This is a genomic window from Mucilaginibacter sp. OK283 (assembly GCF_900110415.1).
Taxonomy (GTDB): domain Bacteria; phylum Bacteroidota; class Bacteroidia; order Sphingobacteriales; family Sphingobacteriaceae; genus Mucilaginibacter.
Map to the genome: position 1 here is coordinate 374,976 of NZ_FODR01000003.1, position 15,421 is coordinate 390,396.

Genomic DNA, 15,421 nt, shown 5'->3' on the forward strand with positions numbered 1-15,421 from the left:
TTCATTTGATTAACTGACCATAGGATAGTACCTTAGATTCTTAAACCACACCGCATGCAGCTATTTAAAGATTTTGAAACCCTGATTGCCCCTGGTAATGTTGGTTTCTTTTACAGTTGCGAGGTCACTCAATTATTTATCCAGCATAAAAAGAATAAAACAGTTACCAATTTGTTTATTCTCGCCTCGTTTGAAGAAAAGCAGTTTGAAGGCACTGCCCATCGATATTTGACCAAATTGCTCCCGGTTAATAAAGAACTTGCTGTTGGAATACAGCGTTATTGGCTTTCTCCGAATGAGGCGCAGGCTGTTTTTGGAAAATTGGTAAACAAACACAAATGGGACTTCAGCGAAAATGATCAATTAGTTATGGGCAAATTGAGCGGTTTAGCTAAACAATTTATCCCGGCGAGTGAGGGCAACAGACTGAACCACGTCCTTAAAAATAATTTCCATAACGGCTCTTATATATTGGAGTTTTTTGACGAATCAAAACAACACCTTGAATTTTTGCTGGATGTTAAAGCCGTAAAATCACTTAATAAACTCACCGAACAAATCAAAGAGATTGTCCCCATCGACCTGTCGCTGGTCAGGGACCGGTTAGGAAATGTTATTTTTCAATTCCCGGTCACCATCCTAAAAACCACATCGCAATCATTAACCGATCATACCGGGGTTGTGGCACAATTCAAATGGCACCTCGATTTAGTCGAACCAAAAGCATGCACCATAATGGTCGATTCTATTTTAGATGGCAATTACTTAGGCAGTGTAAATGTTCCCTATAATCTTTCACAACTTCAGCTGATTACCACCGGCCATGTTGACCAGGTAACAAATATCAGGATATGGAGTAATGAGCCGAATCTCTTGCTTTCCAATTTTCGCGGAACATATTTTAGGGGTATGAGCCTCAACACCAGTATAGGAAGTCACGAACCTCGTGTTTTTACAATTGGTGGAGTGACGCATAAAGTAGAGATTGTAAGTAAAGGCATGCGCAGCGGAGATTCGGACGTGCAGGATTACGCCACTTTTATACATAACACACTTTATGACGCCGAAAAAGTGAGACTGGAATCCTCTCTTTCTTTTAAACAGTATTTTAGTGGCAGTTCACTGACGGCATTACAAGATCTAAGAAAATTGATCAACCAGCATGACCAAAACGGGGTTTGCTTATGGGATCCTTACTTAAGGTCAGGTGATATCTTGAACACCTTATTCTTTTCTCCAACTGCCGGGGTCGAGATAAAGGCCATAGGTGCGATTGAAAAGAGTTCGAAAAAGATATTGTCAAAAACAGGTTATACCACAGATCAGATTATCCGGCAGGAATCCGCTATTCTCGAAGATCCGGGGAATAACAATTATGGACTGAAGCTTGAATTTCGTTTACAACATAGTAATCATGGCTGGTCATTCCATGATCGATTTCTGATTTTCCCTGGGAGCAAGCGCACGAAACCAAAGGTTTATTCCATCGGTACTTCCATTAATTCCATTGGTCTAAGTCATCATATTTTATTGGAAGTATCTCATCCCCAGAGGGTCATCGACGCTTTTGATGAATTGTGGGAAAAGTTAGACCATAAAGACTGTTTGGTATGGAGATCGAAGTAACGCTAATTAAAAAGGCCTTTAGCCTCGTTGGCATATTCGTTAATAATGATCTGGATAAATTGCTACTGGAGTTGAGTAACTACGATGTAGAACAACTGCTCTTCAATCGGGAGAATAATCCTGCATTGGGGAGACTCGCGCAACAACTGAGTTCTACAACAATGAACGCGATGTCAGGCCATGAATACCATAAGTTGGCTTCTGTAATTGTTACGATCAAGCCTTTTCTCGACCGTTTTATTTTAGGTGGCGACATAAGCGCCCTTGTCATTTTTGTAATGGTCAATAGTTATTTTAAGATCGATCTTAAATATTTTCTACAAGACATGTCCTTTCCAAAAACAACAAAGGATCAACGAATCACACAAGTGCAAAAAATCCTGAGCGCTGTCAATATGAGTGTGAGTGTTCGCGCGAATGGATCTTACTATGAAAAAGAACTTGAAAGGGTAGCCAACCAGGGAACAAAAGAAAATTCAGTAAAAAAAATCTACGATTTCGTCTTGGCAATTGAGCGTGGCGGGCAAGGCTTTCATTTTAATTTTTACTTAGAAAACCTGGTCTTTTTTTTATTTCAACTCAATGTAAAGGCATTCATCTTCCGATTAAACAACCTGAAGCTTATTGAGGAGTATATCTTCTACCTCCAAAGTTTCCCGGAGCGTGCTTTGGTCATCCTGGCTAAAAAATCAGAACAGCTATCAAACCCATGGGTAATATTCGAATTGACCAGGCAGTTACTAAAGAAATACAGAATGGACGATGAGCCAGCAATTAAAGGTCGCCAGGCAATAGCGTTACTGCTGCAGCAACTTTATCTTCGAGATGAAAAAATTTATCATCAAGCTATCCCGTTTTTCCATAGCAACAGCGTTTTCAATGTTGCATTGGGAGAACAGATGCAATTTCTATCTGAAGAAGATTTGATTAAAGTTATGAAACATTCGCTTCCGATAGACAGGTATAATTCTTTGTTGGAGACGCGAACAAAATTACTAACCTCAATTAGCCTGCACACTTCAGATGACCAATATCAATTAGTACTGAACACCGCACGTCTGAGATGGCAAGCGGAATTTGACCGCTTGTTCAAATCCGAAGAATTTCTAAATGATTTATTTATGACAAGTTACGGCAATTTCATAATCCATTACTATTCTGAAGAAAAGGATGTGTCAAAAATCAAGGAGCTATTAAATCTGACATTGAAAAAACTTGTCTGGATCGATAGCGAGTGGGTTAAGAACGAATCGGAGCAGATAACTAGATTCTACCTTTATTTTTCCCTGTTATTTCTGTTAAGCCATGCTTATAAAAATAAGAAGCTGATCGATGAAGAAGCGTTAAAACTATTTGACAAGCTTAAAGGTAACCCGCCGCTATCCGAATATATTACGAATGAAAAGTACTTTAAGTATTTGAATGAGATCGCTGAGAATTTTAACCATCATCTTTAGGTAGTATGTGTCTACTACCTTTCGCTGTCGCAAGGTCCGGCCTCGCGGCAGCGAAAACTCTTGCGGCAGCTGGAGGAAGGCGTAGCACCCAGTACCAGGGTGTTTCACTATTAAACATCCGGGATTTGCACAACCAATACATAGTAACCCTCCCTACTCGCTCCTCAAAGTCTTCACCGGGTTGGCCAGCGCTGCTTTGATAGATTGAAAACTGATAGTAACAAACGCGACGACGATGGCGATAAAAGCTGCCAGTACAAAAACGGTCCAGTGGATGGGGATGCGGTAGGCAAAGCCATTGAGCCAGTTGCTCATGGCATACCAGGCCAGCGGGAAGGCTATTACGATGGCTATAAGTACCAGTTTGATGAAATCTTTAGCCAGCAAACCAATTACGCCGGTAACCGACGCGCCTAATACTTTGCGTACACCAATTTCGCGGGTACGAACCTGGGCGGTGTAGGCGGCAAGGCCCAGCAGACCCAGGCAGGATATCAATATGGCCATGCCGGCAAAGTAGTTAAACAGTGTGCCCTCGCGTTGTTCGCCCTGGTAAAGGTCGTTGAATATATCGTCCAGGAAGTTATAGCTAAAAGGGAACTCGCCGTTGTATTGTTTAAACTGGTCGCCCGCCGCGGCTATAGCTGCAGCGGCGTTTTTGGTGTTGGTTTTTATGTATAGGGTTTGGTAAACGGCGGGTCTGTAAAAAAAGATGGCTGGTGCAATTTTTTCGCGCATGCTGGCAAAATGGAAATCTTTTACTACGCCAATGATGGTGCCGTTGGTCTTTTGAAAACGGAAACGCCTGCCGATGGGGTCTTTAAGGCCTATCTCTTTTACGGCGGCCTCGTTAAGGATAAAATGGGTCGAATCGGCTACAGCACCGCTAAAGGTGTTACCCTGCTGCATTTTTAGCTTAAAAAACGAGATGAAATCCTTATCTATCCCCATGGGGTGCAGGATAAAGGTTTGGCCCGGCGCTTTGCCATCCCAGGAGTTGTCGCCCGAGATATTGCCGCCGCTGTTGATGATGTTGCCGGTTGCACGGGTTACGTCTTCTACACCGGGTTGCTTTAAAAGCTCGGCCCGCACGGCATCATAATGTTTTGATGCATCACGCATCCAAACACCAAAAACATGGCTTTTATCGTACCCCAGGTTTTTTGATTGGATGTATTTTAGTTGCCGGGTAATAACCAGCGTGCTCACAATAAGCACTACCGAAAACGTAAACTGCACCACCACCAGTATTTTGCGGAAAAGGGCATCGCCAATGCTACCGCTTATTTTGCCCTTCAGGGCTTTCAACGGCTCGAAAGACGATAGCAGCATGGCCGGGTAAATACTTGATAGGGCCAGGGTTGCTACCACGGTTATACTTATGATAAGCCAGATATGCGGATCGAACAGATTAAACACCAACTGCTTGCCGGCCAGCTGGTTAAATACCGGCATCAGCAGGTATATTGTAAACAAGGCAAATACCGTTGCTATAAGGAACAGCAACCCCGTCTCGGCCAGGAATTGCATAAACAGCTGTATTTTGCCAGCCCCTATAATTTTGCGCATACTGATCTCTTTGGCACGTAAAAGCGCGCGGGCGGTAGAAAGGTTTACATAATTGATGCAGGCTATCAGTAAAATAACCAAGGCTATAATAATAAAAATGCGTACCGTTTGGATGCCGTGATCGGTTAAGTCGGCGTTGTACAGGTGCATTTTATTGATGGGCAGCAGCAGGTAGTCGGCATCGGTATCTTCGGCGCGGTGCTTAATGTGGATCCTGAACAAATCGGCCGAGAGTTTTTTTAACGATGTGCCGGGCTTTAATTTAAAATAGGTTTGATAAGAATAATTATTAAAATCGGTGTTAGCATCCTGCTTACCATGTTCCAATATATATTTAATGTGGTAACTCATGGGCATAATCATATCATAATTGATGCTGGAGTTAAGCGGAAAATCGTTGATAACCCCGCTCACGGTAAAGTTCTCCTTACCTTCTGCCACAATCACTTTGCCTAAAGCACTCTCGTTGCCAAAATATTTTTGGGCCGTTTTTTTGGTGATGATAACCGAGTTATCATTCAAAAAAGGCTTAGTAGTGTTGCCCTCAATCAGCGGGAAATCGAAGATGCTGAACAGGGAAGGATCGGCGAAGCCTACATTTTGTTCGCCAAAAACTTTTTCCTTATATTTATATAACGAGTAGAACCAGTTGGGGATAAGGCGGACCTGGTCTTGCACGTCGGTGAGTTCCTGTTTAGCCAATGGGCCGATAGGCGCTACAGTGGTTTGCCATATCTGTTTACTGGCGCCGGTACCGCCAAAAAGTTCTACGCGGTAAATGTTTTCGGCGTTTTTATGGAAGCTATCAAAACTTAACTCGTCCTGTACCCAAAGCAATATCAAAATGCCAATCGCCAGCCCGGCAGTAAGGCCGGCAATATTGATTAACGAATAGAACTTGTTGCGAAACAAATTTCGCCAGGCGGTTTTAAAATAGTTTTTCAGCATAGCCACAATGAAATTGAATTTGTAAAGCAGTAAAATCATGCCATTTTTATAACTTGCTGAATAGTAGTTATTTGTGTGTGTTTAATTTCAGCCTAAACGTTCATAAGCGTACAGCTGCGTACGCTTATGAAACAAAGTGTAATTATAAATGCCAGGGTGCAGAATTCCGGATAGGCTTAATGTATCGGCTTAAAAGATGGTTTAGCAAACGGCACCGGAACGCGCATCGTATGACGGCGAAGACTAACCCCGGAAAGAGGTTTTTTAAATTGCTATTGAATAAATAGTTAATTGTCAAATTATTAACTATAAAAACCCTCTTTCCTGGCGCTTTCGTCGTTGAAGGCATTTTTGTACCCACAGGGACCTGCGGGTACAAAAATGCCTTGAAGTTCCGCTTGTTTTTTACCGGTCTGAACCGCGAAATTGTTTAATCTCTATATTCCTGAAATCAACCGGCTGACCCTCACTTTGCAGGGCAATAAAGCCGCTGCTTAATAATTTTCCATCTTGTTTGTACTTTGGATCGTAACCATTGGCTACGCCGCCTCCAATGGAGGGTTTTGAATATTGTAATACAGTATCGCCGTTGATGATATGAGTAACTAATTTGTTGCCATCAACTATGAGTTCGCCTTTTACCCATTGCTCGCCATCAAAAGTTTTTGAGGTCGAACTGATGCAATGGTCGGGCCAAACCCTCCCTTTGTAAACTACATCAGTACCTGGCGAGCACATATTGCCCGTCGGTCTCGGTTTTCCGTCGCCAAGGCCGCCTAATAACTGCATTTCTATTGATATTGGCCAATCCTGGTCTTTTAGCATGGTCCTGGGGTCCTGCGAATGAAACATAACGCCGCTGTTAAGCAGGGTATAGTCGGGTGCCCCTTTTTGCTGTTTACCAACAAAACGGTATTCAAACCGCAGGCGAAAGTGCGAAAATGGGGTTTTGTAATACAAGTGGCCAAATTGATTGTCAAAATCGCCATACTGATCATACCTGATCTTGATTATGCCATCTTCTACCCTAAATGTATTGCCATAGTTTTCGCCAACCAGGTGATGATTGATCTTCACAAACCAATCCTTAATGTCGGTCCCGTTAAACAGCTTTTTCCAGCCTTTATCGTCGTTACCGGCGTCGGCCAGTTTTTTTGCCCCGGTACAGCCAAGTACCAGGAAGCAGGAAAATATTAAAAAATAGCGTGTTTTTTTCATGGCAGGTATGTGTTGTGGTTTGTTAACAGGTTGCTGTAAGGGCACCAAAATAGTATTAAATTTAATAGCTACTTGTCGCCGGTTATGTTTTGATTTGCCTAAAGATAGTATAAAAGGTTTTAATGTTTTGGTTCTCCAGGGCATCTGTTGAAATATCCCGGGCTTGGCTGTTAAAAAGTAAACGCCCGGGTATTATTAAACCGTTGTAAAGAGTTCGTTTTTTTTGTTGATGTTTGACATTTCTTAACACTACAGACCATGAAAACTTTCCAATTTAAAATCCAGCTCACTGGCACCTAAAACCCTGTAGTTTGGCGGCGGCTGCTGGTACCCGAAGACATTAGTTTTGATGAATTTCATATGGCGATACAGGCTGTATTTGGCTGGGATAGCAGTCATATGTACCAGTTTTCGGCAAAAGGATGGGGATCGAAGCCATATTATCAATTGCTTGACCATTACAGCGATAGCGGTGATGAGCGCGACAGTGAAGATTACCTGATTGGCGAGGTGTTTAAGCGGGCCGGGCAAAAGTATACCTACATTTACGATTTCGGCGACGATTGGAAACACGAGATTTTGTTAGAAAAAACTACCGGAGAACAAGTGTTTGCACCGCATTGCATCGGCGGCGAGGGTGCCTGCCCGCCCGAAGACTGCGGTGGGGTGCACGGTTACTATCGCATGGTAGATATTGTGAACGACCCCAGCCACCACGAACATAAAGAAATGCGCGGATGGATGGGCATCCCCAAAGGTGGCAAATGGGATGTAAACACCTTTGACCTTGAAGAAGCTAATAAGCGTTGCGCCCGCCTGGTGGGCGATGATGACGACGAAGAATAATTTTTGGTGTCGAAATTACAATTGATCCTAACACTTAAGTTGTTGTTATTTAAATGGTTAATGGTGTTCGCCTCCGAACACCATTGCATTCCCACAAAAAACCGAACACTCTGGTTGCTTCTTAACCATACAGCGGTTACCTTTGCGGCATTATGCTGCAACGTGTAACAGCCTATTTATTGATCTTTTCGCTGGCTGCGGTCAATTTTTCGCGTTTTTTTGTATACGCAGGATTTGAACTGAACAAGAACTATATTGCCACCACCCTTTGCGAAAACCGGGACAAGCCCGCCGTGCATTGCGATGGCAAATGTTACTTCGCCAAAAAGATTAAACAGGCTGATGATAAGCAGGCCAGCGACGAAAGGCAGTCGCAAAAAAGCCTCTTCCTGGAAGTGTTTGTGATCAGTACCACTGACATGAAATTCCACTCCAGCCTGTTGCAAGTAATTGACACCCCGTATGATGACTGCCTGCCACCAACCCCGGCCGCAGTGATCTTCCAGCCCCCGCAGTTAGGATAAATTCCACTCTTTTTTCCCGGATGTTTTTTTGATTGATATGGCTTTGCTGTGAGCATGTGATAGCGGTATGTATCATTTTATCTAACTGCTGTCATCCTGAGGTACGAAGGATCTATTAGCAAACTGGTCTGGCGGTCATGTTAGGCGTATAATAAGGAAACATGTCAAGTGTAGGAGTAAAGGATCTGTTTGCCATCTTGTATGGTTCAAAATAGCTTGCCGCGCTACGCTCGCGATTACATCATTAAAATTACTCATCCGGATACAATTTATTTATCCACCCGGAGGTAACTCCCCATACTTAATACATGAAGAAATTTTTCATTCTATTTATACTGTTTTTAATACTCAAAACCCTGGCTTACAGCCAGGCTAAAATACAGGTCATGGTAACCGATGCCAATACCCACGAGGCCATTCCCGGCGCTATCATTGCCTACGCCGGCGGCGAAAAGCTGGGTTTAACCGATGCCAAGGGGCGATATAATATTGCAGGCTCAGGCATCAGTCAAATTAAGGTAACAATGGTAGGCTATAGTACACTCGTAGTTAGCGTTACCGGTGGTAAGGCAGATGTCGCTTTGGTACCTTCCACTTTAGATCTGCAACCTGTAGTAGTAACCGCCAGCCGCGAGGGCCAGGCCAGGCAGGATGCGCCAATCGCTATCAGCAAAATAAACTCTACCCAGATAAAAGATACCAAAGCAACTGCCCTATACCAATTGCTCAACAAAGTAGCCGGCGTTTATATGGTCGACCTGGGGAACGAGCAGCATACAATGGCCGTCCGCCAGCCCATTACCTATAATGCACTTTATTTGTACATGGAAGATGGTTTGCCGATACGCCCAACAGGGATTTTTAACCATAATTCGCTTTATGAGATCAACATGTCGGGCGTAAAGGATATCGAGGTGATCAAGGGGCCGGCATCATCGCTTTACGGCAGTAACTCCATTGGTGGCGCGGTAAACTTTATTACCCAGGGGCCGCCATCGGGCTATGCAGGCAACGTTTCTATCCGTGGCGATAACTATCACTACCGTAGGGTTGATGCGGATGGCGGATTTACACAAGGAAAATTCGGCCTGTATGTTGGCGGTTATATCGGGCATCAAAAAGATAGCTGGCAGGATTATTCTGATTTTGATAAGTACTCGGCCAATTTTAAAACCACGTATGATTTTAATGCGGGTACACGGTTAACAACATCTGCGGCATACAATTACCTAAATACCCAAACGCCGGGCAGCCTGGATAGCAACCACTTTTACAACAGGAGCTACAGCGCTAACCAGCGTTTTACCTATCGTAAGGTGGAGTCGTTCAGGGCCAGCACCAGGCTGGATCATCAGTGGAATGAAAAGAATGCGACGTTTGTTACTTTATTCTTTCGCCACAACTCAACCGCGCAGCTGCCAAGCTATTTTATATCCGACGTGAGGGATAATGCAGGCAACTACCTGAGCAGTAACGGGCAGGTGAATGATCAGCGTTTTCAAAGCTATGGATTGCTGGCGCAGCATAGGGTTAATTTTGATTTTCTGCATTCCAGGCTGATAGGAGGGGTTTACGTAGATGATAGCCCAAGTTCGTACTATGCTCAATACCTGGATATTGATAAGGATGTACAGAATAACTACTACACCGGTTTTACAAACACCGGCAAATACATCGATGATTATCGTATCAAACTGTTTAACACAGCTGCTTACATGCAATATGAAATAAAGCCCACCGAGGCGCTGCGCATAGTGGCCGGTTTGCGGTACGATAGGGTGCATTACGATTTTACCAATGGCCTGCCTGCCGGCAGCACAAAATACAAACAGCGGGAAACCAATAACTTTAACATTGTGGCACCTAAACTGGGCCTGACATACGATTTAGGCCGTAACAAAGGGTTTTACGCCAATTACAGTGTAGGCTTCCAGCCCCCAGAGACCGGCGACTTGTATAGTTCAAGGCAGCTAACTCCCTTAAAGCAAGCTACTTTTGATAACTACGAGGTAGGTGGCTGGTTCTCGGCCTTTAACAAAATGCTGTACTTTGAAATGAGTTTGTTTGACCTGGAAGGCCGTAACGAAATCATCAGCCAGCTTTTGCCAGATAACACTACGCAGAACCAGAATGCGGGTGCTACCCACCATCGTGGCATTGAGTACTCGTTAACACTGGCACCAGTTAATGAGCTAACCTTCAGGTTTAGCGGCACCAATGCCAGGCATACGTATGTGCATTATAGCGAGGTGGTTGCAAACTATAGCACAGGCAGCAACACTGTGATTAAATACGATGGCAATCGCATGAGTAACGCGCCTGCCTGGATTGCCAATTCCGAACTTACCTACAAGCCGGCCTATCTGCAGAGCGTCAGGATAGCAGGCGAGTGGCAACACATTAACCAGTACTATACCAACCCGGCAAATACCAAAACTTATAGCGGTTATAATATTTGTAACCTGCGTTTAGGTTACGATGTTAAAAGCAGTGTGCTAAAAGGGGCGGGCATCTGGTTTAATGTATTAAATTTAACCAATAAACTGTACGCCACCACGGTAACCAGCAACCGGTATGGCGATACCTATAATGCCGCGGCACCGCGTACTTATACCCTGGGTATCAGTTATTCATTTTCAAAATATTGACTCATGGCATCATCATCAGTAAAAAGCAACTTTTATAAATGGCACCGGGTGCTGGGTTTAACTTCCCTTATCCCGGTTATCTTCTGGACGTTGAGCGGGCTATCGCATCCGTTCATGTCCAACTGGTTCAGACCGTCGATTGCGCGTGAGATCTTTAAACCTTTGCCACAAAGCAAAATGAAGCCGGTACTTACCATTCAGCAGGTAATGGACCGCAATCATATCACCGCGTTGAGGAACTTTGGCCTCATCAACTTTAAAAAAGGCACCTTTTACCAGGTACTTGGGGTAGATAGTACATATAATTACTATTCGGCAACCGATGGCGTATTATTACCGCATGGCGATGCCGACTATGCCGAATACCTGGCCCGCTATTTTGTGCAGGATAGCATATCTGCCATCCAAATTAGCCTTCAGCGTAGTTTTGATAGCGAGTATCAGCCTATTAACCATTTGTTACCTGTATTCAAAGTGTCTTTCGACAGGCCCGATGGTATGGACGTTTATGTAGAGACCGGGCAAAGCCGCATGGGTACATTTAATAACAACACCCGCAAGGCATTTTTATCCTTGTTTGAGGAGTTTCATACCTGGCAGTTTTTGGCCCGCTGGGGTGGCGATACTTTCCGTAACGTGGTTTTGCTCGTTATCATGAGTATCATGCTGTTTGCACTTATCAGCGGGTTAACGGTTTATGGGTTGATGTGGAAGAAGTTTAAAACCATCGCCCAAAACCGAAAAACCAGGGGAGATGACGACAAGCGATTCCTGCACCGGTTTCACAGGCAGATAGGGCTTATCGTATCCTTTGTGATGTTCACCTTCGTGATTAGCGGTGCGTTTCACCTGGCCGTAAAGCTTCACAACAGTGGGCCGGTTAAGCCTGATTACGGGCAGGTGATTCAACGCGGACAATTGGGCATATCCAACTTAACACTACCCCTGGCCGATAGCCTTATCCGCAAAGTGGGGGTGGTTAGTTTCGGCGGCAATACCTATTACCAGGCGACCGATGACCAAAAGGAGATAGTCTATTTTAACACCATCACTGGTAAAGAGCAGCTTAATGCCGATGAGGATTATGCCCGGTTCCTGAGTACCTACTATCAGCCCCGGTTAGAAGCTGGGAAGTATTATGGTCGGGTTACGGTGCACCAGGTGACGCAATTTGATAACGAATATGGTTTTATCAATAAACGCCTGCCCGTTGAGCGGGTGAGCTATCCTAATGGCGATAACTGGTACATCGAGACCTCCACATCTAAACTAGCCACCAAAGTAACGGGTGTAGATAGGGCAGAGGGACTTTCCTTTATCTTTCTGCATAAATACTTCGGGATGACCTGGGCCGGCAAAAATATCCGCGACATCGTGAGTATGCTTGCCGCTTTAGGGGTGCTGGTGGTATCTTTGTTTGGCTTTGCTTCATTTATAAACAATAAATAACCATGAAAAAATTAATCATCATATTGGCACTGTCCGCATTTGGTTTAAGCAGCATTACGTCGTGCAGCAGCCCGGATACTAAAACCGGAGTAAAAACGAAGAGTAAATATACCTGCACCATGCACCCCGATTTAGCTTTTGATAAACCTGGCACGTGCACCAAATGCGGTATGGAGTTGGTGGAGCGGGATACAACGGCGGGGAAGTAAGTTTATCTTTTTGTATAATAAGATACTGTCATGCTGAGGTACGAAGCATCTACTCTAAGCCAAGCGTAACACCAGAAATGTTCGCGAATAGATGCTTCGTACCTCAGCATGACAGTCTTTTACCTTTTTGTCATTCCCATTCATAGTTTGGCGAAATTTTACAACTCAGCAAGACAAGTTTATTTTAAAGGAGGGTAGGCCTGTCCTCCTGAGCCTGTCGAAGGACGCGTGGAGAGGCCTTTGCCCGCAATGCTTCCGCGGAGCTCAGCATGCCAGCGCTGTTTGTTGCATCGAATATTGATCCTCCCTCCAACGCAAAAAAGCCATCCTTTTCCGGGATGGCTTTTTATTTAAAGTTTGTATTGCTTTGCTGTTTTCAATAATGCCGTGCTGTTACGTATACTTAACAACAGCGGCATTTTAATTATTAAAACACAGCAACAGCATTCAAACAATTAAGCTTGTTTGGCAAACTGAACGTTAATTAACAGTTTGATGTCTTCGCCTACTACAATTGAGCCGGCTTCGGTAACGCCATCCCAGGTAAGGCCAAAATCTTTACGGTTAATTTTACCGCTGATTTCGAAACCAGCTTTGGTGTTACCATAAAAATCAGCAGCCGAACCGCCAAATTCTACATCTAACGATACTGGTTTGGTTACGTCTTTGATGGTTAAATCGCCTTTTAAAGCATATTCATCATCACCGGTTTTGGTAAATGAAGTTGATTTGAAGCTGATTTTTGGATAGGTTGCCGCATCAAAAAACTCAGCCGATTTCAAGTGCTCGTCGCGTTGAGTTTGGTTGGTATCGATGCTGTCGATATCTAACGTAAAGTCTATCTCGGCATTTTCAAAATCGTCGTTATCTGTGATTAACTCACCGGCAAAGCTTTTGAAAAAACCGCTCACGGTTGATATAACTAAATGTTTTACTTTAAATTGTACTTCTGAATGCATTGGGTCGATAACCCATTTTGTTGCTGTTTGTGTTGACATGATATTTGTTTTTTTTGTTGATACAAAGATAATACAAAATTAGATGTTTAAACATCTATTATTACTAATTTACAATTCTCAGACATTGAATTACAATTTGCCGACGTTGAATTACCAGTTTAACCATACAATTGCGCCATTGTTTAAATTAAAATCTACTTTTATATAATATAACACCAGCTTCATACCAATTTAACCGTCCAATGAGAAAGCTCTTTATCGTTTCATTCTTCATCATATTTGCCGCCCTTGCCGGGTGGACTATCATCTGGAAACCCGCGGCCTGGTCGTTTGTGATTATGGTGCCTGTTTATGCCGTTGGTTTTTACGACCTGGTGCAAAAGAAGCACAGCATCGTGCGTAATTTTCCGGTGTTTGGCCACCTTCGGTTTTTAATGGAGGATTTGCGCCCCAAAATATACCAGTACTTTGTGGAAAGTGATACCAACGGTACCCCGTTCAACCGTCAAAACCGTAGTGTAGTTTACCAGCGTGCCAAAATGGTTGATGATACCCGCCCCTTTGGTACCGAGCTTGACGTTTACGAGAACGGCTACGAATGGCTTAACCACAGCATCGGGGCTATTGATCATCATAAACTGGATATGGCCCCGCGCGTAAAAGTTGGCGGGCCCGATTGTAAGCAGCCTTATATGGCGAGTGTATTCAACATATCAGCCATGAGTTTTGGTTCGTTGAGCGAGAACGCTATACTTGCCCTTAACGGGGGCGCCAAACTGGATAACTTTGCCCACAACACCGGCGAAGGCGGCCTGAGCGATCACCACCTGCAGCCCGGCGGCGATATTATCTGGCAGATAGGCACCGGTTATTTTAGCTGCCGCCATAAGGATGGTACTATTGATTATGACGCTTTTGCCCAGCGCGCCGTGCTCCCGCAGGTAAAAATGATCGAGATCAAACTTTCGCAAGGTGCAAAGCCGGGTCATGGCGGTATTTTGCCGGCAGCCAAGGTAACGCCCGAGATTGCCCGGATTCGTTTGGTAGAGATGGGGCAGGATGTAGTATCGCCGCCATATCATACCGCTTTTAGCGATCCTATTGGTTTAACCACTTTTATCAAAAAACTGCGCGACCTGTCCGGCGGCAAGCCCATCGGTTTTAAACTGTGCGTGGGCCATAAAAGCGAATTTCTGGCTATTTGCAAGGCCATGGTTAAAACCGGCATCTACCCCGATTTTATTACCGTTGATGGGGGAGAGGGTGGCACCGGTGCCGCCCCGCTGGAGTTTTCCAACTCGGTAGGTATGCCCCTGCGCGAGGCTTTGGCCTTTGTATATGATGCCCTTACCGGGTTCGATATTAAAAAACATATTAAGCTCATCGCATCGGGCAAGGTAGCTACCGGGTTCGATTTGGTGAAAAACTTTGCCATTGGCGCCGATATGTGTAACAGCGCCCGCGGCATGATGTTCGCCCTGGGATGCATCCAGGCGCTGGAGTGTAACATGAATACCTGCCCAACCGGCGTAGCTACCCAGGATAAAAGCCTGATGCGCGGCCTGGTAGTCGATGATAAAAAGGTACGGGTAGCCAACTTCCACAAGGCAACGGTAGGCAGCGCTATCCAGATGATAGGTGCCGCCGGCCTCACCAAGCCCTGCGATCTGCACCGCATGTTCATTTACCGGCGCATTAACCACAGCCAGATACAAACTTATGCCGAACTGTTCCCCTATATCCCAAAAGGCAGCCTGCTGAACACCCCATATCCCGCCAGTTTTGAACTGGACATGGCCCTGAGCAGTGAAAATACTTTTTTACCGGATTATAGCGTGGTAACTAATATTGATTATAGTAATGTGAGTTCTTATACAGTATCAAGTAATTAATATCAGGAACAAAAACAAGTCGCGGAGAAATATGTCTCTCCTCCCTGTCATAGGCAGGTACGAAGCATCTAATCAC

11 protein-coding genes are annotated in these 15,421 nt (G+C 44.4%); 8 read left to right on the plus strand and 3 right to left on the minus strand.

Going from position 1 to position 15,421, the window contains the following annotated elements:
* Positions 1 to 54: 54 nt before the first annotated feature.
* Complete coding sequence (locus BMX56_RS09800) at positions 55 to 1,626, plus strand: VPA1262 family N-terminal domain-containing protein (protein WP_090645280.1); 1,572 nt, start codon at positions 55 to 57, stop codon at positions 1,624 to 1,626.
* Positions 1,611 to 3,083 carry a hypothetical protein gene (locus BMX56_RS09805; RefSeq protein WP_090645282.1) on the plus strand — a complete coding sequence of 491 codons (1,473 nt, stop codon included), beginning with the start codon at positions 1,611 to 1,613 and terminating at the stop codon, positions 3,081 to 3,083. Before BMX56_RS09800 ends, BMX56_RS09805 begins: the two co-directional genes overlap by 16 nt.
* Positions 3,084 to 3,236: 153 nt before the next feature.
* On the opposite strand, the gene BMX56_RS09810 is transcribed toward BMX56_RS09805, so the two are convergent.
* On the minus strand, positions 3,237 to 5,639 hold the full coding sequence (locus tag BMX56_RS09810) for an ABC transporter permease (protein ID WP_218152396.1): 2,403 nt from the start codon (positions 5,637 to 5,639) through the stop codon (positions 3,237 to 3,239).
* 366 nt (positions 5,640 to 6,005) lie between these two features.
* Positions 6,006 to 6,818: a 3-keto-disaccharide hydrolase gene (locus tag BMX56_RS09815; RefSeq protein ID WP_090646202.1), complete on the minus strand. Its 813-nt coding sequence runs from the start codon at positions 6,816 to 6,818 to the stop codon at positions 6,006 to 6,008.
* A gap of 360 nt (positions 6,819 to 7,178) precedes the next feature.
* Between BMX56_RS09815 and BMX56_RS09820 the strand changes: the two genes are divergently transcribed.
* The 5 genes from BMX56_RS09820 (at position 7,179) to BMX56_RS09840 (ending at position 12,494) form a co-directional block, all read left to right on the plus strand.
* The gene (locus tag BMX56_RS09820; protein WP_255369813.1) at positions 7,179 to 7,664 is read left to right on the plus strand and encodes a plasmid pRiA4b ORF-3 family protein; all 486 of its coding nucleotides are present in this window, start codon (positions 7,179 to 7,181) and stop codon (positions 7,662 to 7,664) included.
* 152 nt (positions 7,665 to 7,816) lie between these two features.
* The gene (locus BMX56_RS09825) at positions 7,817 to 8,188 is read left to right on the plus strand and encodes a hypothetical protein (RefSeq protein WP_090645288.1); all 372 of its coding nucleotides are present in this window, start codon (positions 7,817 to 7,819) and stop codon (positions 8,186 to 8,188) included.
* 308 nt (positions 8,189 to 8,496) lie between these two features.
* Complete coding sequence (locus BMX56_RS09830; RefSeq protein WP_090645291.1) at positions 8,497 to 10,836, plus strand: TonB-dependent receptor; 2,340 nt, start codon at positions 8,497 to 8,499, stop codon at positions 10,834 to 10,836.
* Positions 10,837 to 10,839: 3 nt separating this feature from the next.
* Positions 10,840 to 12,285: a PepSY-associated TM helix domain-containing protein gene (locus BMX56_RS09835; RefSeq protein ID WP_090645293.1), complete on the plus strand. Its 1,446-nt coding sequence runs from the start codon at positions 10,840 to 10,842 to the stop codon at positions 12,283 to 12,285.
* 2 nt (positions 12,286 to 12,287) lie between these two features.
* The gene (locus BMX56_RS09840; protein WP_090645296.1) at positions 12,288 to 12,494 is read left to right on the plus strand and encodes a heavy metal-binding domain-containing protein; all 207 of its coding nucleotides are present in this window, start codon (positions 12,288 to 12,290) and stop codon (positions 12,492 to 12,494) included.
* 455 nt (positions 12,495 to 12,949) lie between these two features.
* Here BMX56_RS09840 and BMX56_RS09845 read toward each other — a convergent pair whose 3' ends face one another.
* Entirely contained in the window at positions 12,950 to 13,492 is a 543-nt protein-coding gene (locus tag BMX56_RS09845; RefSeq protein ID WP_090645299.1) for a YceI family protein, read from the minus strand.
* Positions 13,493 to 13,695: 203 nt separating this feature from the next.
* On the opposite strand from BMX56_RS09845, the gene BMX56_RS09850 reads away from it, so the two are divergent.
* On the plus strand, positions 13,696 to 15,345 hold the full coding sequence (locus BMX56_RS09850) for an FMN-binding glutamate synthase family protein (protein ID WP_090645302.1): 1,650 nt from the start codon (positions 13,696 to 13,698) through the stop codon (positions 15,343 to 15,345).
* Positions 15,346 to 15,421: the final 76 nt, after the last annotated feature.